This is a genomic window from candidate division Zixibacteria bacterium HGW-Zixibacteria-1 (assembly GCA_002838945.1).
Taxonomy (GTDB): domain Bacteria; phylum Zixibacteria; class MSB-5A5; order GN15; family PGXB01; genus PGXB01.
Window position 1 is genome coordinate 20,548 of sequence record PGXB01000007.1, and the last position, 24,459, is coordinate 45,006.

25 protein-coding genes are annotated in these 24,459 nt (G+C 46.9%); 21 read left to right on the forward strand and 4 right to left on the reverse strand.

All coding sequences use genetic code 11. The annotated features are described in order from the left end of the window. From gcvT to CVT49_04415, 11 genes are all read left to right on the forward strand, one after another. Positions 1-1,116, forward strand: coding sequence for a glycine cleavage system protein T (gcvT, locus tag CVT49_04365; GenBank protein ID PKK84207.1), 1,116 nt, complete (start codon positions 1-3; stop codon positions 1,114-1,116). Next, complete coding sequence (locus tag CVT49_04370; protein ID PKK84208.1) at positions 1,117-1,845, forward strand: hypothetical protein; 729 nt, start codon at positions 1,117-1,119, stop codon at positions 1,843-1,845. 37 nt (positions 1,846-1,882) lie between these two features. After that, positions 1,883-3,796 (forward strand): hypothetical protein, encoded by a 1,914-nt coding sequence (locus CVT49_04375; GenBank protein PKK84209.1) that lies wholly within the window; start codon positions 1,883-1,885, stop codon positions 3,794-3,796. 27 nt (positions 3,797-3,823) lie between these two features. Next, entirely contained in the window at positions 3,824-4,738 is a 915-nt protein-coding gene (locus CVT49_04380) for a hypothetical protein (protein ID PKK84210.1), read from the forward strand. 7 nt (positions 4,739-4,745) lie between these two features. Further along, entirely contained in the window at positions 4,746-6,824 is a 2,079-nt protein-coding gene (locus CVT49_04385; GenBank protein PKK84211.1) for a hypothetical protein, read from the forward strand. Continuing rightward, positions 6,821-8,728: a hypothetical protein gene (locus CVT49_04390; protein PKK84212.1), complete on the forward strand. Its 1,908-nt coding sequence runs from the start codon at positions 6,821-6,823 to the stop codon at positions 8,726-8,728. Before CVT49_04385 ends, CVT49_04390 begins: the two co-directional genes overlap by 4 nt. Then, on the forward strand, positions 8,700-9,302 hold the full coding sequence (locus CVT49_04395) for a hypothetical protein (GenBank protein ID PKK84213.1): 603 nt from the start codon (positions 8,700-8,702) through the stop codon (positions 9,300-9,302). Before CVT49_04390 ends, CVT49_04395 begins: the two co-directional genes overlap by 29 nt. 169 nt (positions 9,303-9,471) lie before the next feature. After that, entirely contained in the window at positions 9,472-9,708 is a 237-nt protein-coding gene (locus tag CVT49_04400; protein PKK84214.1) for a 50S ribosomal protein L31, read from the forward strand. Positions 9,709-9,820: 112 nt separating this feature from the next. Then, complete coding sequence (locus CVT49_04405; protein ID PKK84215.1) at positions 9,821-10,786, forward strand: DUF1385 domain-containing protein; 966 nt, start codon at positions 9,821-9,823, stop codon at positions 10,784-10,786. A 57-nt stretch (positions 10,787-10,843) separates the two neighbouring features. Next, positions 10,844-11,905, forward strand: a complete 1,062-nt coding sequence (locus CVT49_04410) for a peptide chain release factor 1 (GenBank protein ID PKK84272.1) — start codon at positions 10,844-10,846, stop codon at positions 11,903-11,905. A gap of 66 nt (positions 11,906-11,971) precedes the next feature. Then, on the forward strand, positions 11,972-12,781 hold the full coding sequence (locus CVT49_04415) for a TdeIII family type II restriction endonuclease (GenBank protein ID PKK84216.1): 810 nt from the start codon (positions 11,972-11,974) through the stop codon (positions 12,779-12,781). Positions 12,782-12,799: 18 nt separating this feature from the next. Here CVT49_04415 and CVT49_04420 read toward each other — a convergent pair whose 3' ends face one another. Together CVT49_04420 and CVT49_04425 are read right to left on the reverse strand one after the other, a co-directional pair. Further along, a complete protein-coding gene (locus tag CVT49_04420; GenBank protein ID PKK84217.1) occupies positions 12,800-13,957 on the reverse strand; it encodes a DNA methylase in 1,158 nt (385 codons plus the stop codon). Positions 13,958-14,195: 238 nt separating this feature from the next. Beyond that, positions 14,196-15,017 (reverse strand): hypothetical protein, encoded by an 822-nt coding sequence (locus CVT49_04425; protein PKK84218.1) that lies wholly within the window; start codon positions 15,015-15,017, stop codon positions 14,196-14,198. 143 nt (positions 15,018-15,160) lie between these two features. Here CVT49_04425 and CVT49_04430 point away from each other — a divergent pair, with 143 nt between their 5' ends. The 8 genes from CVT49_04430 to CVT49_04465 all read left to right on the forward strand — a co-directional run bounded on the left by CVT49_04430 (position 15,161) and on the right by CVT49_04465 (position 21,191). Then, positions 15,161-16,609 carry a peptidase C69 gene (locus tag CVT49_04430; protein PKK84219.1) on the forward strand — a complete coding sequence of 483 codons (1,449 nt, stop codon included), beginning with the start codon at positions 15,161-15,163 and terminating at the stop codon, positions 16,607-16,609. Between the two features lie 4 nt (positions 16,610-16,613). Continuing rightward, on the forward strand, positions 16,614-17,969 hold the full coding sequence (locus CVT49_04435) for a hypothetical protein (protein ID PKK84220.1): 1,356 nt from the start codon (positions 16,614-16,616) through the stop codon (positions 17,967-17,969). Continuing rightward, a complete protein-coding gene (locus CVT49_04440) occupies positions 17,963-18,184 on the forward strand; it encodes a hypothetical protein (protein ID PKK84221.1) in 222 nt (73 codons plus the stop codon). Before CVT49_04435 ends, CVT49_04440 begins: the two co-directional genes overlap by 7 nt. Positions 18,185-18,186: 2 nt before the next feature. Further along, positions 18,187-19,047 (forward strand): peptide chain release factor N(5)-glutamine methyltransferase, encoded by an 861-nt coding sequence (gene prmC, locus CVT49_04445; GenBank protein ID PKK84222.1) that lies wholly within the window; start codon positions 18,187-18,189, stop codon positions 19,045-19,047. Further along, entirely contained in the window at positions 19,044-19,676 is a 633-nt protein-coding gene (gene nth / locus CVT49_04450; protein ID PKK84223.1) for an endonuclease III, read from the forward strand. The genes prmC and nth overlap by 4 nt, the downstream gene beginning before the upstream one ends. A 40-nt stretch (positions 19,677-19,716) precedes the next feature. Then, on the forward strand, positions 19,717-20,307 hold the full coding sequence (locus CVT49_04455) for a hypothetical protein (GenBank protein PKK84224.1): 591 nt from the start codon (positions 19,717-19,719) through the stop codon (positions 20,305-20,307). A 28-nt stretch (positions 20,308-20,335) separates the two neighbouring features. Continuing rightward, the gene (locus tag CVT49_04460; protein ID PKK84225.1) at positions 20,336-20,773 is read left to right on the forward strand and encodes a sporulation protein; all 438 of its coding nucleotides are present in this window, start codon (positions 20,336-20,338) and stop codon (positions 20,771-20,773) included. A 157-nt stretch (positions 20,774-20,930) separates the two neighbouring features. Further along, a complete protein-coding gene (locus CVT49_04465) occupies positions 20,931-21,191 on the forward strand; it encodes a hypothetical protein (protein PKK84226.1) in 261 nt (86 codons plus the stop codon). Between the two features lie 111 nt (positions 21,192-21,302). Here CVT49_04465 and CVT49_04470 read toward each other — a convergent pair whose 3' ends face one another. Both CVT49_04470 and CVT49_04475 read right to left on the reverse strand, forming a co-directional pair. Beyond that, positions 21,303-22,403, reverse strand: coding sequence for a hypothetical protein (locus CVT49_04470; GenBank protein ID PKK84227.1), 1,101 nt, complete (start codon positions 22,401-22,403; stop codon positions 21,303-21,305). 79 nt (positions 22,404-22,482) lie between these two features. Continuing rightward, a complete protein-coding gene (locus CVT49_04475; GenBank protein ID PKK84228.1) occupies positions 22,483-23,184 on the reverse strand; it encodes a hypothetical protein in 702 nt (233 codons plus the stop codon). Positions 23,185-23,588: 404 nt separating this feature from the next. On the opposite strand from CVT49_04475, the gene CVT49_04480 reads away from it, so the two are divergent. Both CVT49_04480 and CVT49_04485 read left to right on the forward strand, forming a co-directional pair. Next, positions 23,589-23,798, forward strand: a complete 210-nt coding sequence (locus tag CVT49_04480; GenBank protein PKK84229.1) for a hypothetical protein — start codon at positions 23,589-23,591, stop codon at positions 23,796-23,798. 18 nt (positions 23,799-23,816) lie between these two features. After that, positions 23,817-24,320: a hypothetical protein gene (locus CVT49_04485; protein PKK84230.1), complete on the forward strand. Its 504-nt coding sequence runs from the start codon at positions 23,817-23,819 to the stop codon at positions 24,318-24,320. Positions 24,321-24,459 lie beyond the last annotated feature (139 nt).

A 24,459-nucleotide genomic window follows, 5' to 3' on the forward strand; every position in this document is an offset into this window, starting at 1 on the left:
GTGGAGGCGGAACAACCCGAGCGTGAGCCTAAAAAGACTCCATTTAATAAATACCATATAGAGGCGGGGGCCAAAATGGTCCCCTTTGCCGGATATCTCATGCCGATCCAGTATTCCGGCATCACCGAGGAGCACCTGGCCGTCAGGAAAAATGTCGGCATGTTCGACATCTCTCACATGGGGGAATTCGATGTGTCCGGCCCGGATGCCCTTGCCTTTATTCAAAAGCTGACCGTCAATGATGCATCCAAACTTACTGTCGGTCAGATACAATATTCCTGCTTGTGCTATGACGACGGCGGCATTGTCGATGACCTGCTGGTGTACCGCCTGAAGGATCGTTACATGCTGGTGGTCAATGCCTCGAATCTTGACAAGGATTTCAAATGGTTGGAAGATCACCTGGAAGGCGATGTCAGACTCATCAACCGCTCCGATGAATACGGCCTGCTGGCCATCCAGGGTCCCAATGCCTGGAAAGTCGTGGCCGAGATGTGCAACTATGACCTGGACTCCATACCTTACTATCATTCCGCGGTGGCGAAGATAGCCGGTCATGAAGTCCTCTTTTCGCGTACCGGATATACCGGTGAGGATGGCTTCGAAATTTACATCACCCACGACGCCGCCGATGATATCTGGGCGGCGGCCGTGAAGGCCGGTAAAAAATATGACATGAAACTGATCGGGCTCGGCGCGCGTGATTCCTTGCGGCTGGAAATGAAAATGACCCTTTACGGTAACGACATCGACCAGACGACCAATCCGATCGAAGCCGGTCTGGCTTGGATCGTGAGTTTCGAGAAAGGCGGCTATATCGCCCGTGAGATCCTTGAAAAAGAGAAACTTGAAAAACCCAAACGACGCCTGATCTGTCTCGAACTGGAGGGGCGCGCCTTTCCGCGGCATGGCCATGAACTGGTCGCCAACGGCAAAGTGGTCGGCCATGTCACTTCGGGTACCTTCTCCCCGTCGCTTCAAAAGCCGATAGCGATGGGCTATCTGCCGCTCGAAATGACCAAGCTTGGCCATCAGGTCGGGGTTAAAATCAGGGATAAGGTCTTCCCTGCCGTCGTGGTCAAACCACCTTTCTATAAGGAAGCGACGCACAGATAAATGAGAGTAGATTTATTTTTGGTTCCGGGGCCGGTCAATGAGGAGCGCCTGTCCAAAAAGACGCTGGTCCTGATCGATGTTCTGAGAGCCTCGACAACCATTTGCCGATCACTTAGTTGCGGTGCCAAAGCGGTCATACCGGTCAAAAAGCCGGGCGAGGCCGCCGAAATGAGATACAAAATCGGCGTCGAGGATACGGTCCTTGGCGGTGAGCGAAAGGGAATCAAAATAGAGAATTTCACCCTCGGGAACTCGCCGCTCGAATATAACGAGGATGCCGTCTCGGGCAAAATAGTGATTCTGACCACATCGAACGGAACCCAGTTATATTCGCGTGCCAGACATTCCAAGCTGGTCATTACCTGTGCGCTGGTCAATATCTCGGCCGTGGCGGCCAGGCTGGCGCAAACATGCGATGATGTGGCAATACTTTGCGCCGGAGAGGAAGGCGATTTTTCGATCGAGGATTCCCTGTGCGGCGGAATGATTATTGACAAGCTCCGGACCGAATTCAATCTTGAACTTGAACTAAATGATGCCGCGGCCCTGGCCCTGCTGCTGTATCAAAACAACAGTAACTGCCTCGCCGGGGCCATTGCCAACGGCGAGCATGGGCGGTATCTGGCTGAAATCGGGTTTGCCGATGATGTCAGATTCGCCTCACAAATCGATTCAATACCGGTTTTGCCGGTTTTGAAGGACAGAAGAATCATCCTGGCGGAAAATTAATTCCAACATTTGATAATTCTGGTTGTAGAACAAACATATGAAGAAATTAACCCTGATATTAACAGTGGGGCTTCTGGCATTTTTATGCCTGACCCCGGAAATTCGTGCTGATGAATCGGATGCCATCCGGTTCGAGCTAATCGTCCGGCAAAAACCGGAAGCAATCGACCGTTATTTCGAAATCACCAGAGACACTATCGATGCCTATGTCGGCAAAAGCATATCGACTTTCCTGGTCAACATGACCGTCGATATTTCGATCGAGGCGGCCGACACGCAGTCGGTTACTTTTAACAGCCACCTTGTCACCATCGGCCCCAACCCGTACAATGCCGCCAAAAGGTTTCGTATTGAATATAATCTGCCGGCCAGGTTCGAGAATATCCCCGGCAAGAACGGTTCCATGTATCAGCTTCTGATCAGCCCCCGTCAGCGGGTCAGGATTGACAAACCGCTGTGCGAGATTGAAGCCAATGACCGCTATTTTGGGATGGATCCATCAGCCAATTTCGATCTGTATTATGTCAAAGGTTCGCTAGGCGACTTTCACTGGAACAACGTCAAGAATTATCTTGAGGCCGACTACACCAGGTTCCGCGAAGCCTTCGACATAACTACCCCCGGCAAAATCGGCCTGTACCTCTGCCCGTGCGCCGTTGAAACGATCAATTGGGATAAACGGTTCGGATATGCCATCGACCCCGGCCGTTCAACGGTGTACACCCTCTACAATCACGATTTCTCTTCGGTCGATGTTATCCTGCCGAATATGCTGATGCTTCTTAAAATCCATGGCTACGCCCCGCCGTTTATCGTCGAGGGCCTGGCCGGATATTTCGACTTCGTGCCCTACAACATGAAAAAACTGAAAAAGGAAGCATCCGTTCCAAAGATAAAAGATATCCTGACCACATCGGGCTATTACAGCATCGACCCGGTAACCGCCGAAACCTGCGCGGCATCGTTCCTCAAATATCTGGCCAACAATTATGGCATCACCAAAACGATTAAATGGTACGATCAGGCCGATGATTTGACTATCCTGAGAAAGCTTGAAGAAGTCTTCGCCAAACCGCTCGATTCGCTGGAAAACGAATGGCTTTACTGTGTCGACACCATTACATTCGATCGAAGTATCTTCGATTATTATGCTTCCCGGGCCAATGCTCTCTATCAGTCCGATAAGATGATCGAATACATCCAGCAGATGACCCACTATGACCAGACCGGCGCCGATTCGGTCGATACGTGGAAAAAACTGTCCACCACCTACTATCAATATGGTCATTATTATGATGCCATCGAGGGATACCACCGGCTGATCGAAATCGACAGCAGGCTCCCGCTGTATTATCAGGTGCTGGGCCACCTGTACTGGATCAGCGGCGAGTATGACAGGGCCTGGGCCTGTTTTGATACCGTTCTCACGCTCGATACTACCTATGCCACGGCCGGTCTAATGCAGGCAAAAATCGCCGCCATCCGGAGCGACACTGCGAAAGCCATTCGGATGGCCGAAAATTACTATAATATCGAGCCGAATGTTCCCGGCAAGATTGAAATCATGCTGTTTTTGGGTGATATGTATGGAGCCTCCGGGACTTATCATGATTCCGCGAAAGCCGAAGGCTATTATTCCGATGCCCTGATCTGGTCGCGCGAGATGATACCGAAAGCACCCGAGGACCCGATTTTCAGACTGCGGGCCGGTCTGGCCCTGATGGGCCTGGGCGAGTATGATGAAGCGAGGCAGTATCTCGAATTATGCGACTTTATCGAATTGAGGGCCTATTACCTTGGATTGATAAAACTGAATCTGGGTGAGCTTGCCGACCTTCAGGGAAATCATGCCAAAGCGATTGAATCCTATCGCGACGCCCTTTCGGTGCCTCTGGCCGACTATTATCGCAAGCTATGCGAGCAGTACATAGAGAAACCATATTGCAGGTAGCGAAATAAATAGGGAGTTCGAGCTGTAATGGACATTATTGAATCCAGAAATCTCTATTGTGCCTATTTAGATATTCTTGGTTTCAGTGAGATCGTGAAAGATTGGGACAGAGCAAAAGACCTGTACCTAAAATTTCAGAAATTAATTGAGAAGGACCTTTCCTTGCATAGAAAGACTGCGGACATAATTGATCACCTCACGGATATAGACCCAGAAGACAGATTTAAATATTTTATAATTTCTGATTCCATTATTCTTATGGATTATAATTTTCGTAGATTGCTGCAAGTGATTCCAACATTAACATGTGATCTAATAAAAGAAGATATCTTCATAAGAGGTGGCTTGTCTTTTGGCAAACACTATTCACGCCATAGTTCTGAGAATCATTTAATACTTAGCCAAAGTCTGACAAATGCATATATAATGGAAAAAAGCATAAGCTACCCAATTTGCATACTGGATCCAAATTTATATTCTCGAATAAAACATTTACCAATTACAAACACACCAAATGAAGTTCTTGATAATTGGTATTATAATAGGATGCTGGGGACTCTTGTACAATGCGATGACCAAAACTGGGCTATTAATCCTTTCTTAGAATCAAGCCAACAGGAGTTGGATGAACTTAAGACCGTCATTGAAAAAAAACTCTCTGAGTACGAAAAGGATAAAAATATATATTTAAAATATATTTGGCTTTATAGACTTCTTATTCAATGGATGAATATACCTAAATTGCATAATGACGCTAAGAATTTAACGGAGCTTCCTCCGAAACGTATTGAAATAAAAAAAAGTGATATAATCTATAATGACAGTTGCCCTAGTTTTGTATTTTTATTGCCAGAGTGGCAAAATAATAATGGCTATGTTCTTTCTCAACTTGGCAGAAGTTTTAATCAAAACATAAAAATTTTGCTTGATTTAAAGTCATAATTTCGCCATGTTCAACTTCCTCAATTCAGCGGTTCTGGTTGCGGCGGCCGCCGCACTTATCCCTCTCCTGATACATCTGTTCTCCAAACGCAAGGTCCGCATCATTGAATTCTCGTCTCTCAAACATCTCAAGGAGATGCAAAAGCGGCAGGTCCGGCGGATTAAAATCCGCCAGTTGCTCCTGCTGCTGCTGCGCATGCTCATTATATTAATTGCGGTTCTGGCCTTTGCCCGTCCCGCCACCAAAGGCGGCTATATCGGGTCGCATGCGGGTGTGTCATCGGTCATCCTGCTCGACCGCTCGGCCTCGATGCAGCGTCAGGTAAAGGACGGCGAAACATTTGATCTGGCCAAAAAGAGCGCCGAGTCTATCCTGGAAAATTTCGGGCAGTCGGATGAAATCCTGGTCATCCCCTATGATCGCAAGACATATTTCCCGGCCGGAGAAAAATTCTTCAGCCGCGATATCGCCGAAAATGTTCTCGCCGAAACGAACGCCGGTTATGATGCCGATAATTTCGGTGATGCGTACAATAAGGCGGTCGGTTTATTGGAGCAGTCGCAAAATCTTAATAAAGAATTATATGTCATCACTGACCGGCAGTTAAGCTCCCTGCCCGATTCGGTGAATAAAACCACCGCCGACATATCGACTTATTTCGTCGATATCCCGGTCGAAACCGACGGCAACTGCGGCGTGGTCGATATCGATATGGGCGGGCAACTGATTGAAGTCGGGGCCGATTTCTCGGTCAAGGCGGAAATACAGAACTATGACACCTTCGCCAAATCGCAGCTTCTGGCCTCGCTGTTTGTCGATGGTATCCGGGTCATGCAAAGTGAATTTTCAATCGATGAAAGCGGCCGCCAATTCGTGCAATTCAAGACGGCCGTGCATCAGACCGGTTTTCATTCCGGCTGGGTGGAACTGTCCGATGATGGTTTCCCCGCCGACAACAGATATTATTTCAGCTTCATGATACCCGACCGCTTCAATATCCTGATAGTCGATGGCGACAACAGCGGCGAATTGGTTCGACTGGCACTGGTTCCGGCGGAAAAGCTGGCCATGTACTGGTCGGTCAAGATGATTGACCCGGATCGTCTCGGGACCGTCAATCTCCGCGATTATGATGCTGTCGTGATGTCGGGGATAAAATCGCTCGGTTCGGTCGAAACCTCACAACTGCTCAAATTTGTCGATGGCGGAGGCGGCATGTTCCTTATCGCCGGCGCCGATATGGAACCGCAGTATTTCAATCAAAATTTCGCCTCAAAGCTGGATATTAATCTCATTGCGCCGCCTCCCTCTTCTTTCACCGGGGCGGGCTATTATACTCTTGAAAGATTTGACTACACACATCCCATATTAAAGGCCTTTTCCAGTTTCCGGCAGGACTCTCTGCCGACTTTTCGCTTCTATGCTCTGCCCAAAATCGAGGGCGCCGGCAGCCGAAGCCTGGCCTATTTTTCCGACGGAACTCCGGCTATTGTCGAAACCGCCTACGGACTTGGCCGGATAATCATGATGACCTCCCCGATTATTCCGCGCTATACCGATCTGCCTTCACATTCGTTTTTCGTGCCTTTTGTTATCCGCACTATGGAATATCTCGCGGGCAGCGTTTCCGAATATGAATCGAAGAATCTGGTCGGCGAAAATGTTTTCAGATCGGTAACCGGACGCTTAACCAAGTACGGCGCGGTGCAACTGATGACACCGGATAATCGTATCTTCGATATTACCGGGACCGAGCAGGTCGGCCGCCAGTTATATGCCTGCCGCCCGGTTGACATACCCGGCCTTTATCAGCTTCGCGGCAGCGACCGGCTGATCGATCTTTTCCCGGTTAATTTGAGCCCCTCGGAAGGCAATCTCGCCTCGGTCGATTTTAACCGCTTTAAGTCGGCCCTGGGAATTGAAAAATTCAAAATGATTCCTTATAATAATACGGCTGCTGCCGTGATCTCGGAGGCGCGGTTCGGCCGTGAGCTGTGGAAAATATTCCTCTGGGCCGCGGTTATTATTATGGCGGTGGAGATGCTTTTCTCCCGGGAAACCGAACCGGAACTAAAAGAGCCATGACATTACTGGCCGGCGAAAACATTATCAAGCAATTCCAGGATCGGGTTCTGTTTGAGAACCTCAATTTCTCTGTCATTGAAACCGACCGGATCGGACTGGTCGGACCCAATGGCATCGGCAAGACCACCCTGTTCGAAATTATGACCGGCCGCATGACCCCCGATGCCGGCAATGTCACCCGTTCCAAAGGATGCTCTATCGCCTATCTCGAACAGGAGTTTGGCGAGTCCGAACAGATGAATCTTTTCGATTTCATTTGCTCGGCCCGCTCCGACCTGCTGGATCTGCGATCCGAAATCGATATGGTTCAGAAGCAGCTTTCGGAGCAGCCGGATTCGGTCGATCTTCTCGAAAAACTGGGCGACTGCCAGCATCGTTTTGAAGCTTCCGGCGGCTATGAATTCGAAACCGAGATTAAGATCATTTTGATCGGGCTCGGCTTTCCGGAAAACCGTTTCCACAACCGCCTGATGGATTTCTCCGGCGGTGAAAAAAACAGGGCCGCTCTCGCCCGGCTGCTGGCCGGACGCAATAATCTGCTCCTGCTCGACGAACCGACCAACCATCTCGATATCGAATCAACCATCTGGCTGGAGACATACCTCAGAAGCGTTGGCAAGGCATATATAATCGTCTCTCATGACCGGATGTTTCTGTCCAACACTATCGAAAAAGTATGGGAAATAACCGGCCGGAAAATCGACCAGTATTTCAACGGCTTCGATAAATATCTGGTCGAGCGCCAGGAACGACTGGATCAAATTGTCCATCTGTATAAACATCAGCAGGAAGAAATCAAACGCATCGAGGATTTCATCCGGCGCAATATGGCCGGACAGAAAACCAAACAGGCCCAGTCCAGACAAAAGTACCTGGCCCGTATCAAGCGCATCAGCCTGCCTCAGACGGAATACAATGCCCCGACCTTCAAAGTCGAATCCAGCGGCCGTTCCTTTAATCTGGTGCTCGCAATTGAAGCGGCTTCATTCGGCTACGGCCACCGGGTTTTGGTGCGCGATGTCAATCTCAACCTTTACCGGGGCGACCGACTCGGTTTTATCGGCCCCAACGGAACCGGTAAGACGACAATTCTTAAGACGATTCTGGGCGAAATGGATCCGGTCGATGGCTCGGTTTCCATCGGCCAGAAGGTCGATGTCGCCTATTTCGACCAGGAACTGTCCGAGCTGGATGAGAGTAACAGCATTATCGACGAGGTTTGGAATCTTGATCCTCTGATAGAAGCGGGACGCCTGCGCTCATTTCTGGCCCGCTTTGGCTTTACTGGAGAAAATGTTTTCAAAAAAATCTCGGTGCTGTCGGGCGGCGAAAAAACCAAGCTCTCGCTTGCCAAGCTATTGTTCAAACCGGCCAATCTGTTGATTTTCGATGAACCGACCAACCATCTCGATATCGACTCCCGCCATGCTCTCGAAGAAGCGCTGAAAAATTACACCGGGACTCTGGTAGTCGTCAGCCATGACCGCTATTTTCTGGATCAGGTGGCCGATCGGATTCTGTCGCTCGAGAATGGTCGAGCCAGGATTTTCAACGGCAATTACAGCTATTACAAAGAAAAAAAGAATGAGGAAACGGCCGTTCCGGTCAGGAAAACAACCGCTCCCGAGAAGATTCAACAATATGTCGAATTTAAAAAACTGTCGCAGGCCAAGGGCCGGATTAAAAAAAAACTGCGCTCGGTAAAATCAAAGATTGAAGATCTTGAAAAAAACCTGGTCCGGCTTGACCAGGACATTCGATTCAACATCCCCCGATCCGACTGGCAGAAGCTGGCCGATATCTCGAGCGAAAAATCTTCAATCGAGGATGCATTATTGGAATTATATTGCCGATTAGAAGAATTGGAGAAGCTGGATGCTCAATATTCTGACACTGACGGGTAGCCCGATTAACGGCAGTTCAACCAACTTATTGCTTGAACATATCGCCGAAGGTATCATTCAAAATGCGCCGCAACCGGCGCATAACGAAATAATTATTCTCAATCATTATCAATATCTCCCCTGTCAGTCATGCGGCAAAAGTCCCGAGCCTGATTATTGCCTGTTTCAGGACGAAATATACCCGATCTATGATCTTCTGATCGACAGCGACATAATTTTATTCGGATCGCCCATTTATTTTGACACCGTCTCGGCCCAGGCCAAATTATTTATCGACCGCTGCAACTGCCTTCGCCCGCCCGATTTTTCGGAAGAACCGGAACATCATTTCAAAAAAATCATCTCCCGGAATAGACTGGGGGCCATGGTGCTGGTGGGCGGCGAGCGCCAGCAATTCGAACATGCCCGTGTGGTGATCGCCGGTTTCTTTAAGTGGGTCGAGATAATAAATTGTGGAACAATCAGTTATGCCGGGACGGGGTGGGAAGCGGGGGCGGTCGGCCAAAATGCCGAAAAGCTGGAAGAAGCTTTTGAACTGGGCCGCCAGATTGTGTTAAAAATCGGAATTCAATGAGTCCAATGACAGCCAAATCCCGTTTTTTTCCAAAAATATTAAATATTTCCTCATTTTACCGAACCTTTTAATAATTAATCAGTTCTTTAAATTAACTTGCGTTTTGGAGTCTTTTAATTATATTTGGTGGCTAAATTGAGAAAATGACATTAGAACTTGAGGTTATGAAATGAAACCGAAGATACATCCTCAATATTTTGACACGACGATCACTTGTGCCTGCGGGAGTGTGATTCAGACCAGATCGACGGTTAAAGACATCAGAGTGGAAATTTGTTCCAATTGCCACCCTTTCTTTACCGGACGGCAGAAACTGGTTGACACCGCCGGACGTATTGAGCGCTTCCGTAGAAAATACGGATTGGACAAGGATAATAAGCCAAAATCCCAGTCCAAAGACTCCTAGACAGTTTAGACATTCAGAGATCGATATTTCCCCCATCATTTCACTGGGGGAATTTCGTATTAATATTTGATGTTTGTCTTGTTAATGTTATTATTGGAGTCATGAGGTTAAAATGCCGGATTTAAGTGTTGGCGGCCAGGCGGTCATTGAAGGGGTCATGATGCGGTCGAAAGATCGTGTCTCCACCGCAGTGCGTATTCCATCGGGCGAGATTCTTGTCAAAACCGAGAATTACATTTCACTAAGCAAAAAATTCAAGATTCTTGGCTGGCCCATTTTGCGCGGTGTCGTCACTTTTTTTGAAATGCTCGTCATCGGCGTCAAAACGCTCAATTTCTCCGCCGATATCGCCGTCAAAGAGGTCGAGAAGGAAGAAGCCATCGCCGAAGGCAAAGTCTATGTCCCGGGCGAAAAAAGCCACAACAACCTGGCTCTTATAGGAACCGTTGTCTTTGCGCTGGCGCTCGGAATACTGATTTTCTTTTTCACTCCGATCGCCATTGCCTCATGGCTCGGCATCGAACGTGACGCCGTCGTCTTTAATCTTGTCGCCGGCGCGGTTAGAGTGATTTTATTTTTGGCTTATGTCTGGCTTATATCTTTGTTTGGCGAGTTCAAAAAAGTGTTTCAGTATCATGGGGCCGAGCATAAATCGATCTTCGCCTACGAAAACGGCGAAGAGCTGACCACCGAAAATGTCTCCAGATACACCACTTTTCATCCTCGCTGCGGAACAAGTTTTATCCTGATCGTGGCGCTGTTCGCAATTTTGATATATTCGATATCGGATTCGGTATATGCCATAATAATGGGCTACCCGCCCGCCCTTCTGACCCGCTTCGCGGTGCACTTTTCGCTGCTTCCGCTGGTCGCCGGCGGTTCCTATGAACTGCTCAAGCTGTCCGGCAAGACGCGCGAAAATTCCATTACAAAGGTTCTTATCCAACCCGGTCTCTGGCTGCAGCGAATCACGACCAAAGAACCTTCCACCGAGCAGATGGAAGTCGCCATTGTCGCGCTTGAATCGGCCCTCGGCATCACCGATTCAAAAATCAGCGTCAATAAGACTTGTCTTTAGCTTTTCAACCTTTTATCCTGAAAACTCATCATTCGACAGGTGAATGCTATGCTTGATATTATAGAAAAATTTGAGAAACGCTTCGACGAATTGAATAACATGCTGCTTGATCCGGCCGTGCTCTCCGACCAGACAAAGTTGAAAAATATTTCACGTGAACGCAGACAAATCGAGGCGGTCGTCAAAGAAGGACGGATATACAGAAAATGCCTCAGCGACATCGCCGGGGCAAATGAAATTATAGAGCAATCCGAGGATCCCGAAATGACCGAAATGGCCCGGGATGAACTGACCTCCGCCGGCGATCTGCTTCAGAAGACCGAAGAGAAACTGAATCAGCTTCTCTCTCCGCGCGATCCCAATGATGTAAAAAATGCCATTATTGAAATCAGGGCCGGAACCGGCGGCAACGAAGCGGCCATTTTTGCCGCCGATCTCTATCGGATGTATTCCAAATACGCCGAGGACAAAGGCTGGAAAACGGAAACGCTCTCCTCTAATTACATCGAGCTGGGTGGTATCAAGGAAGTTATTTTCATGGTCAAAGGCGATGGCGCCTACGGCAACCTGAAATTTGAATCCGGCGTGCATCGGGTGCAACGTGTCCCGGTCACCGAATCGCAGGGACGAATCCACACTTCGGCCGCAACCGTGGCGGTTCTTCTCGAAGCGGAAGAAATTGACATAAAAATCGAAGAGAATGATATCAAAGTCGATGTGTACCGCTCCTCCGGCCCGGGCGGACAATCGGTCAACACCACCGATTCGGCCGTAAGAATCACACATTTACCGACCGGTCTGGTTGTGACCTGCCAGGATGAAAAATCTCAGCACAAGAACAAGGCACGCGCCCTGCAGGTGTTGCGCGCCCGGCTGTATGATAAAATGATCGAGGAGCAAAATCGGGAAATCGCCGAGGAACGCAAATCGATGGTTGGTTCCGGGGACCGTTCGGCCAAAATACGCACCTACAATTTCCCCCAGTCGCGGGTGACCGATCACCGTATCGGCCTGACCCTGCATCGACTGGATGATATTCTCGACGGCAACCTGGATGAATTGATATCGGCCCTGCAAAAGAACGATCAGGAAGAAAGGCTGGCTCAAAAAAAAGTATAATGAATATTGGGACAATATTTTTGGAAAAACTGATAAAAATGAATATTGGGGGCTGAGGAGTAACTCATGGCCGCATTTACTGATAAGGCGAGGCAGGAAATAATAGAAGTCATTGAAGCTTTTATGACCAGAATCCTTGATAGAAGAATATCTGGCGAACCTTTTGACGAAACCATAGAAACACAAAAAAGACCTTTTCATTATGCACTGGTTCCCATAGAGATATGGAAGAGTGCAAAATTGGAACGTTCTTTTGTCACTGTAATGGGACAAATTGGCTTTGAGCATATTGCGAAAATAATCGCTTTGGATGGAAATAATCATGCTGAAAATGGATTTCTAAAAAAGGGGGTTATCCGTAAGAATCAACTGGATACTATACATGATATTCTTTATCAATTGGAAAGAAGTAAAGAGACCGGAAGAAAACCTAATCTTGAGGCTGAATTGAAATCCCTTGATGCCCTAAAAAACAGCGGAGAAGAAGTCGAAATTGAGGTTATGGTAGATTTATACATAAAAAGAAAAACGTCAAAAGAGGAATTGTTTATAGAAATAAAATCTTCAATGCCTAATGCAGATCAAACAAAAGTTTCAAAAGAAAAGTTATACAAAATATATTGTATGGATTCGCAAAATAAAATATATTTTGCCTTACCAGACAATCCTTACCTAAAGAAAGAAAATTATGCATGGTCTCATCCTAAGAGGTACTTCGACATGAAGAATGACAAGATCGTCGTAATGGGTGAAACGTTTTGGAATGAAATTATTGGGAATTCTCCCAAAACATGGGATTATTTGATTGCTCTATTTCGCGAAGTTGGCGGAAAATACAGAGACCGAATAAAGAGTGAATATCTAGGGTTAAGATGATAGAAATCATACAATAGCCTATGACTCACATATAAATACGCTCTCAGAATAATTAAGGTTTCTGCGCCCTGTTCGACGATCTACCTGTCTATTGACAACATGCTTCATCTTAATGGATGCTGTATTAAAAATTTCAGGATAAATATTTAGACTATCATTGGCCACAATAATTATTGGGGAATTTTCTTTCAAATACTTTTTTAAATTAATTAAAACTTCCGATATATCAGAAATATAGGACTTAACAGCCAATTTGCTGCGGCCTCGATACATCGGTCCGATTTCTTTATCTTCATTATTAATAATACCAAATAGCTCATATGCATATTCATGTTGTCTATGATAGTCAATATTTCCAACATATGGCGGAGAGGTTAATACTCCCGAAATTTCCTCGCCATATTTTACTTGCCTTGAATCGGAGTGGATTATTTTAATTGCAGTATTTTTCCGAACAGCACTGAATTCCTCAATACGTCTAACCGTATCTTTTGAATATTGCTCAAGAAATTTCAAACCCTCTGACACTGGGTAACACATTCTAGAATGTTTTTTGCACCAGTATGGCCCTGAAACCGGATCCTTCGGATGATCAAGTTCATAATGCGGAATATTGCGCGCCGATCTTGCTGCGCGACTCATAATTAACATCAGAGTCTCTTTGTACTCATAGTCATTTAAGAAATACTTATATGCCAGGATTTCTTTCAAAGGCTTTTCCAAGTACCATTTATTTAAATATTTACTATTAGTTTGAAGCGATTCAGCAGGAATCTTTTCCTTGAATAATGCATCCGGCAGAAAAAAGTTCCTTGTTCTATCAAGTATCCCAAAGACCTCATTGCGCAGTTTATCTATATTATAATTCCGCGTTTTTGCCTTCGAAATTATACAGTTAAACTCCGATACATCTATGCCAATTGAATTCATATCAAGTAGATTTGCCTCTACTAGTGTCGTTCCGCTTCCCATAAAAGGATCGGCCACCGTTTCACCCTTGGAAAAAAACCTTCTTAAAAATATTTCTGCTAGCTGTGGAATAAACTTGCCAAAATATGGATGTAATTTATGAACATGCTTCGTGCGCACAGTCTGAGGTAATTCTTTCTCTTTCCAATTCAAATTTAGATCCTGCAAATCACAATCCAGATATTTATCTAACTGAAAAACATTCATTTCAATTACCCCTTGAAGCAAATTTTGTCTTCAAAACTTCAACAAACTCTGGTATTTCAACTACCTATATTTATAATAAAGCGAAATTATTACTTTTATGCCATGAGAAAAATAATACATTTTTATTCTTTGTAAATCACATATTTACAATATCTTATACTGTCAGATAATGTCATCTCATTCACCCAATAATTGGCACTAACTATAACCTGAAAGGTTGTTTCGAAATAGCACAAATTTAGTACAATTGACTAATTTGAGGAAGTCCCTTTGTATAATCAATCTCCGATCCCAGAACACTGTGCGGAATCAGATAAACTATCAACGTGACAATTGCCGCCAGAATAATCCAGAAACGCCCTTTCCCCTCGCCGCGACTCCGCCAGAGGGCGATCAGCCAGAATAATACCGCAAAGGCCGTCTTGGAATCGGTCAGGTCATGACCCACCGGCCACCCTGTCCAGTATTCGCCGAAGGCAAATTTTTGAAGCAGCGGACCGAAAATCAGCCCCCCTACTACCAGTAAAATTGTCGTCCAGATGGTCAGACTGTAAGTCTTCGCCCCTTTTGCCAGTGCTTCCAGACCGGCTCTTGTGGCCAGCAGCATCCCCATGAATATTATTATAATATGAGGGAATATAATAAATTTCGGAACCGCACCCTTGTATCTGATTACCACCGGTTCGTCGGTTAACTCATACCGCCTCCCGCCGGCGTCGATGAGCGAAACCTGATACATGACTTTCCCGGCCGGCCGTTGTTTGGGAACGGTGACAATCAAATTCTCTCCCTCTCTCGCCAGCGACTCGACACTCCAATCATCATGACTTTTATATCTTTTGAACTTCATTTCACCGGAAATATTGAGGTCGGCGACTTTTATTTCCATCCGGGCATCTTCATCGGTAACATTTGTCGTCAAAAGGCGGAATTTTATCTTTTCACCATTAACCTCGACCGAGCCCCGAATCGGGTAGGTCGGCCCGGTCGCGTGTTGATAAACAACCGAACCAAGCGTGATGACAATAGCAATAATCCATAAAACAAGCGGCCGTCTCATTGAATAATATCTCCCTTTTATTGATTTACCATCAATCGGCTAAATTACTATATGTTAATACGGATAACAAGTGTCTTTTTTTTAGGGGTGGCATAGTGAATTATTATTTTATATATTGTGGCAATTATCGGGGATAAAATATTATGGAAAAAGAAAAAATAGCACAACTGGCTCTTGATCGCTGCCGGTCACAGGGTGCCACTTACGCCGATGTCCGCATCGAGAAAATCGAAGATGAAAATGTTTCGGTATCAAGCGGCACCGTTGAACCGATCGAGCAGACGATATCTCACGGCATCGGAATCCGCGTCATCAAAAACGGCGCCTGGGGTTTCGCGGCCACCGATGATATGTCGGAAAAATCCATCGCTGAAAAAGCCATCGAGGCGGTGGCCATAGCCGAGGCCTCGGCCATGGTCAATAAGACCCCGGTGGTATTGGCGCCGGTCGATGCCTTCCAGGGACAATTCGTATCACCGCTCGAAATCGATCCCTTTGCGATTTCACTCGATGAAAAAATATCATTCCTCATGGATATCGACAAGGTTATGGCCGAAGCCGGCGGCGAAACGCTGAACTCAAGAAACTGTTTTGCCGGTTTTCGCAGAAGAGACAAATATTTTGTCTCATCCGCAGGATCACTTATTTCGCAGATGCTGATTCAAACCGGGGCCGGATTATCAGTCGGCCTGACCAAGGGTCACCGCGAAAGCTATGAGCGGTCGTTCCCGACATCTTCGGGTCAATATGAATCAAAAGGATTCGAACTGCTTGAAGAATTGAAATCGAAGGATGCCGTCCCGCAGCTAGTCGAAGAGGTCAAAATGCTGCTGTCGGCGGAAGAATGTCCAGCGAAGACGACCACCTTGTTGTTGTCGGGGGATCAGGTTTCATTACAGATGCATGAATCAATCGGCCACCCGCTGGAACTCGACCGCGTCTTCGGCTCGGAAAGAAATTTCTCCGGGACATCGTTCGCCACTCCCGAAAATCTGAATAAGCTTAAATATGCTTCCGATATTGTCACTGTTACCAGCGACCCGACCACACCGCACGGCCTGGCCTCCTATGCCTATGACGACGAAGGCGTCGCCGCATATCCGGCCGATCTGATAAAAAACGGCCTTCTGGTGAATTACCTGTCATCACGGGAAACCGCGGCCCGGATCGGGTTGAAATCGACCGCCGCGATGCGCGCCAATAGCTGGGCCAATATACCGATTGTCCGCATAACCAACATCAATCTGAAACCCGGGGATAAATCATTCGAACAGCTTTTGTCCGAGATCGATGACGGCATATACATGAGCGGGGTTCGCTCCTGGTCGATTGATGACGCCCGGCGGTATTTCCAGTTCGGCTGTGAAATCGGCTGGCTGATCGAAGGCGGCAAATTGACCACGCCCATTAAAAGTCCGACTTATTCCGGCTGTACCACCGATTTCTGGAATAAGTGCAGTGGTATCGCAGACAAAAATTCATACCGAATCTGGGGAACACCCAACTGCGGCAAGGGTCAGCCGGGACAGAATGCCCGGACGGCGCAGGGCGCCTCGCCCGCCCGCTTTGACCATATCGAGATAGGAGGATGATGCTGTGTTTGAAAAAGACAAAGCTCTGGAAATAGCCAAGAAGGCCATATCATTCTCCAACGGTGACATGTGCGAAGCGGTGCTGGAGCATCAGCGGCTGTCGTTGACCCGATTCGCCGAATCACGAATCAGCGACAATATCGATACTACGGAGACTCTTCTATACATTCGCTCCGTCAAGGACAAGCGTATCGGCGTCACCGCTACCGGGGACCTGAGTGATACCGGAATCCGTAAGGCCATCGATGACTGCGAAAAAATAATGGGCTATATGGCGCCCGATGAGAAATTTGTTTCCTTTCCGGTGCAGGAACAAAAACCGCCGGAACGAAAATATGTTATCCCCGGCACAGCCGATTTCGGCCCCAAAGAACGCGCCGATGTTGTGGAAAAAATCGACCGCGTGGGGTTGAAAGGCAACCTGAAAGCATCCGGTGCCTTCCGCATCGAACACAACGGCCTCGCCATTGTCAACAGCCTCGGCATGGAGCGGTTTTTTACGGGCAACAATGCCCAATTATCGCTGACCATGTCCGGCGAGCGGGGCAACTCCGGCTGGGCGATGGAATTTAACCGCGATGCTTCGCAGATTGATTTCCATAACATGGCCAAAAAAGCGGTCGAAAAGGCCGTCCGGTCGATCGACCCGATATCAATCGAGGATGGTCAATACACCGTCATACTGGAACCGGCCGCCGTCGGACAGCTTCTTCTGTTGCTCTCATTCATGGGTTTCGGATGCAAAACATTTTACCAGCAACGATCCTTCATGGCCGGCAAAATCAGCGAAAAAATAGCCGGCGACAATTTCTCGGTTGGAGAAGATACCGACGATCCCGATTTCAACTACTGCCCTTTTGATTACGAGGGGGTCATTCGCAAAAACGTTCCATTAATTGAAAAGGGCGTCGCCACCGGCGTGGTATATAATTCATATTATGCCAATCTGATGGAAACAGCATCCACCGGCCATGCTCTTCCCCCGACCAACAATTACGGCCCATATCCCAAAACTTTGTCGGTGGCGCCGGGCAACAGCCGAATCGACGAGATGATCAAATCAACCGAAAAAGGTATTTACATTACACACTTCTGGTACCTCAATTTCCTCAATCCCATGCGGACAATGGTGACCGGGACCACTCTCGACGGAACATTTTTGATTGAGAACGGCGCTGTCAGCCGGCCGATAAAAAACATGCGCACCAACCAGTCGATATTGGAAGCCTTTTCCAGCATCGAGATGATCTCGTCTGACAGGATCATTTATCCGCAGTATTCGGTCCTGATGAGAGTGCCGGCTATGAAAATAAATAACTTCAACCTGGCGGCTGAAGAGGAGGATGACAGCAAATGCTGAGACGTGATTTTATCAAAACGTCGGTTTTGACATTCAGCGGCGTATTGATTGCTCAAAATGCCTTAATGTCGCTGCCTCTATTGGATACGAATCACAACCGACGTAAAACCGGCAAGCCGGCTTATCACCTGCATGGACACCGGCGCTCCGGCTGTGCCTCTCCTCCCGAATTGCAGAGGATTCTTGAAAACGGCATAACATCACTTCCCTTGTAGATATGGATAAACTCGAATTTCACCGGATGATCAAAGATGCCGAGCAAAAGCTTCGCGATGTCGGTATCGATGCCGCCGCCACCGAGGTCGAAATTATTCTCGAGTATCTCCTCGAGGTCGAACGCATCGCCATCTATTTGCATGGCTGGAAACTTATTGACACCGCCGCCCTTAAAAAATTCCACAAGATTATCGAAAAACGGGCCACGCGCTATCCCCTGCAGTACATCCTCGGTGAAGCTTACTTCTATGGCCGCCGATTCCTGGTCAATCCCGACGTCATGATACCAACCCCGGAGACAGAAACACTCTGCGAACTGGCCATTAATTATATCAATAATGAAAAAATCGAGGCCCCGCAGATTCTCGACCTGTGCACCGGTTCGGGCGTGATCGCCGTGACCATTGCCTCGGAACTTCCCGATACATGGGTCACTGCTTCCGATATCTCCCAGGCCGCCCTGGCTATGGCCAGAAAAAATGCCGCCATGAATGGCGTCGAAAGTATCATTCGGTTTATTAAATCCGATATGTTCGATTCGATTCGGTCCGACGAAAGATTTGACCTGATTCTTTCCAATCCACCCTACATCCGCGATGATGAATACGACACCCTTCAGCCCGAAGTGCTCGTCGATCCCAAGATCGCCCTTGTCGCGGGCGTGGAAGGTCTCGATCTTATCAAAAAACTGCTCGACACCGCCCCTGCCTATCTGAATCCAAACGGGCGAATAATGTTCGAAATGAGTTATGACCAAACCGACAAAATCATCCGCCTTACCGAAAACGACAAACGGTATCGATCATTTACTATAATCAAGGACTTGAACGACATCGATCGCGTGGTTATTTTAAGCGTATGACCGTAAATGCCGCAAAAAAGATTGTCGCCCTTCTGAAAAAAGCCTATCCCGGAGCCGACTGTTCGCTCGATTTCAAAACCCCGCATCAACTCCTCGTGAGCACCATTCTCTCGGCCCAATGCACCGACGAACGGGTGAATATCGTCACCAAAGATCTTTTCAAAAAATATAGGAAACCCCACGACTACGCCGATGCTGACATACACGAGCTCGAAGAAGATATCCGTTCCACCGGTTTTTTCCGCAACAAGGCTAAATCGATCAAGGAATCAGCCATTGTTATTGATAATCATTACAACGGGAAAATCCCGGAAACCATGGAAGAACTGGTCAAACTGCCCGGTGTCGGCCGAAAAACCGCTTCGGTCATTCTCGGAACCGCCTTTAGGAAAGCCGAAGGTGTCGTCGTCGATACCCATGTTATCAGATTGTCCCGCAGGCTCGGTTTGACCGAAAACAAAGATGCCGTCAAAATCGAAAAAGACCTGATGCAAATATTGCCGAAATCCGGCTGGATCATCTTTTCGCATCTGATGATATCCCACGGCCGGGCTGTCTGCAAGGCCCGCAAGCCGGACTGCGGTTCCTGTGTTCTGGCCGGGCTATGCCCGTCGGCGGGCAGCTTTTAGCGCTTGGCTTATCAAAATATCAGCCGACATAGTATAATAGATGATGACCCTTCTCGTAATCATAGCGGCCCTGATAATTCTTTTCTGCCTGGTTTTGGCGGCCTCGATAAGAATTCGGGCCAAATTCGACGACTCCGAAAAGACAGTCGCCGCCGCCTATATTTTCCTGAAGTCGACCTATGATATTTCTTCAAAAACGGTAATGGTATCCGCCTTCGGTATCCGGCTGTTCTCATTTCCCATAAAATCGGAAAAAAAGAAAAAAGAACCGGCCCCGGAGGTCGAAGAGAAAAAGAAGAAGAAACGAAAGCGGTTTAGTTTTTCCGACATAGACATAAAATACCTGAAAATGGCCAAAGCCCTGATCGGTGGAACAAAAATAAAGGAACTGGCTATAAAAATAAGAGGCGGTTTTACCGAACCTTTTTATACAGGCAAAATGTATGGCTATTATTGGGCCGCGAAAGGAATGTATCCGAAATTGATGTCGCATGTTGACTTCAAGCCCGATTTCTCATCGGGAACTTTGATTTTCGAAGGAAAAGGGCTTGTCACTTTGCGTATGTACTATATATTTAGATTTGTCTGCAGTTTTCTATATGACAGGCTGAAACACAAATTAAGCAAATAATCTGCTTTAGAAAAGAAAGGATGAGATCATGGCGGAGAATAACAGGGTATCAGAAATCCTCAAAGATATTGTCGGCGAACTGAAAGATATCGCCAATTCCCAGACAGTTGTCGGCGATCCGATTACGGTCGGAGACAAAACGGTTATTCCGGTGGTTAAGATTTCCGTCGGTTTCGGCGCGGGCGGCGGCCAGGGCGAAACACCCGACAAAGGCGGCGGTTTTGGCGGCGGCGGCGGTGGCGGCGCCAAAATAGAACCGTCCGCATTTATTATTATCGACGGCGACCGGATTCAACTGCTCTCGGCCAAACCCGGCAAGCTGGATGCGCTGGTCGAAGCCGTCCCCGGATTATTCGGCAAAATTAAGGATATCCGGGACAGGATGAAAAAAGACAAGGGCGAGGATAAACCGGCTGAAGAAATCAAACCGGACGAAAAACCTCCGGATCCCAATCCCGGCTATTAAAGCCAAAATAGACCGAAATTAGAGCCGTCGGCGCCTGTCGGCGGTTTTTTTTATCGCCGACATTTCAATCTGATTTTTTTGCCGGTTCGGGTTAAGCTTTTCGATTTATAACCGAATGATTATTATATAGATAGATTATTATAAGGGAGGGAATCCCATGCCCACTTCGATATGTAAAGCCTGTGCCAGGCTGATGAAAGAAAAAACAGATTTCCCTCGCGGTAATTTTGACAGTGATTACTGCGCCGACTGCGTGGACAACAAGGGCAATCTCAAACCGCGCGAAATAATCAGAGTCAATATGATCAGATACAGGGTTAATAATACCGGTATCAGCCAGGAAGAAGCGGCTGAAATAGTTGACAACCTGATGCGTTCGCTCCCGGCCTGGAATCCACCCAAAGTCAAAACGACTTAGGAATCAATAGGTCCCCAAATTATAAAGGGCGTATCTTCATACGCCCTTTTTTTATACGACAGGCAGCAACCATATGCTGACACTGTCTTTAGTACACAGAAAAATACTGCACTATACAGTTGTCATCACATCACGGCGTTTACGCACAATCACGGTTATTGCGGCCAGCACAAGTAGAATTATCAGCACTAGCAATCCATAGCCGGTTAGTGACGGAAGCCTCCTCGGTCCGGGAGAATTCGACATCGACAGCATGACCTTGATTTCCTTTTGGCCTAAAGGTGAAATGGTTCCCAATGACCATTCCATAGCACCGGCGATGCAATCGGGACCAAGGGAATTTCTGTTCAAGAGAACCCGGTTTTCGACATCCTTATTAAGCCCCGTCGCAGGCCAAATATTACCCCCTGCATCCCGAAAATCAGCGACATCATAACGATTAAAAGGATATAAGGTCGAATCGACGCTAAATCCAATATATTCCACATTTCCAAAACTGGACTTGGCCCACATACTTATATCCCAGTGGTAATTCTGCTGGTTATACGTCGGAATGAAGGCTGGATCATATCTGCCTGTGACCTCAGGATCATATTCGTCGCCCGGGTGACCATGCAATAATTGATAGAAATAGACATTGGTCAATGGAAGTGTCGCCGATGTATTTTTGATTGTGTACGTAACATAGGCGATGCAATCGGTGCTTGGAACAAACAATCCGCTACCTATATTCATGGCCACCGGCCCGTCACATACCAATTCATAGTCAATCTGAATTTCCACCTGGGTCATGGCCCTGTCTCGTATCGTCGATGTTCCCGCGCTCTGGTCACCGCTGGTATATGTCGGGCCGGAAACCGGCTCGAAAGTCTCAGCAGTCCTGTAATAAGGGCAGATCCAGTAATCGGTCAGCCAGGTGGCCTGAGGCGAAGTCTCAATACCATCATAATAAATAGCCGCCGCCCAGTCGCCAGAGAGCATTTCATGCGAAGGCGTGGAATCCGGATGAAACCAAAGCCAATCCGAGTACCCAAATACATCAACATCAATGGTCCATTCGCTGCAACCGGCTGGACATGCATAATGTATTTCTCCCGCCCCTTTAGCCTCTTTATCCCTCGATAGGGCCATGTCGGCCTGAAGGGTCACCAACAGCGCCATAAATATTACAATTACCAATAAAGAATTTCGGTTATTTTTATGAATTCTCATCTTTTTCTCCAGTCAAAAGTCATAGATATTACTCGCCTGCAATTACAATTTCAAGCGATCCTGAATTTAAAATATTATTCTAATAAATCAAATGATGGGCCTGCCGCGGAGGGGAACGAGGCGAACATCTGAATATCAGGACTCGAGAAATGAATACTATTTTTTTATAGCGATAAAAATGAAATGCGACATCTTTCAGATGCTTTTTCTTTTCACTCGATTTATTGAATATATAGTGCAAAAATTCCAGTAGAATGGCATTTAACAGGATTACGCCGACAGCGAAGACGACCAGACCGAACAATGTGCTGAGGCTGATTATCATAACCGATCCATTATTCTGCGGAAAAAACACGCTTCCCACTGGGCTGAATTTTTCTATAAATAACTCCTGGGGCAGCCAGGCAAGAGCGACAACCAGCGGATTGGGCCATATAAACTTTTTTATCAGGCCAAGGGAGAGACCAAAAACGGAAAAGACTATTCCAAGGAACAGCAGCTTTATTATAAATGTCATGGGCGCGATCAACAGTTCCTGCGTCGATACGGCGCCGACATAACATAACGCCAGAAGCAGCCCCAGTAGAATAGCATCAAAATAATCTGATCTTAAAACTTGCCAGAGAAATGGAATAAAGGCTGCAAATGATAGGATAAACAGTTCCGGGATAAGATGAGAAATTGCCAGAAGCAGAGCCGTACTTCCCGAAATTAGGAATAGCGATGGAACTCGTAAAAAACGTCTCTGTGCGTAATTATAACGCGATTTCTCGACTTGCATCCGAGACCCTTTCCGGAAGGGTAATTGGATGTCATGCCCCCGGTGCTCGATCCGTTTTATAGCAAATAAAATTGATGTTGGCGGCTGATGTCTGATTCAAAGACTATTAAACAGATAAAATTAATGCGGCGAAATATTAGATTAGTATAGCCCTCGACCAACAGATAAAATAAATATAACGATATTAGACTGACCTGTCAAGGTTAAATATGTGTTTGCCGACACATTTATCGCACTTCGCTACTCCAGATGTTGCAAATATTACAAGCATGTGATAACAATAATTAATATTAATTAATTGCCTTGACATATTAAGAAAATATCATTTTTTAAGCATAAATACATCATTGATTACAATTATGCACTATATACAAAAATTAGTCGTTGTTTTAGTCGCGTTCTTAATGATTCTTGCAGTGACATGCGGCGACAGCGATAATCCCATTTACAGCGGACAAAATCCATTTCCCGCGGTCAGCGGCCCCGGCCTGTATATTCCCGATACGACATTCGATTTTGGTTATGTTCCTCAGTTTGGCACCATAAGCCACAAATACCGGATGTATTCCGTCGGGGATGATACCCTGAATATCCTTCAGATCCGACCCGGCTGAGGCTGCACCAGAGCTCCTTTGGAAAAGGACCAGCTTCTTCCCGGCGATAGCCTTGATCTGGAAATTATCTTCAGCTCCAAAGCCTATTATGGGATGGTGACCAAATCACCCGCCATTTACACGAATGAACCTGATTCCCTGATGCCCCAGAAAATAAGGCGGATTGTCCTGACCGCAAATGTTTATCGCAGTCTCGATACCACTTACCCGATCAATATAATGCCCCACTTATTCAATATCACGACTCCCGTGAATGAAACCGACGACACAATTCCATTTCAAATCAAAAATTTTTCCAGGAACCGGGTCTATATAAATATCGTTGACTACCCGCGGGATTTTTTGAAATTGAGGATGCCGGATAGAATCGGCGCCGGGCAAACGGCAACCGGTTTTATTTCCCTTACGCCTCTTGGGCTGACCAGCGAATTTAGAAAATCAATCACGATCGAATTGAATGGCCCCGGCCGAACCCGCTTTACTATTCCGGTCACGCGGGTACTGCCCGATAGAACACCTTGAGATTAAGGCCATTTTTTCAATTAACCCCCCAAGCCTTATAATTTTTGTATTAATAATAGGAATTTATTAAAATAATCGGAATTGTGGCGCCGGCTGCCGGGCGGCCTGTCGGAACTTTCTATCCGGCTGACTGTTATAG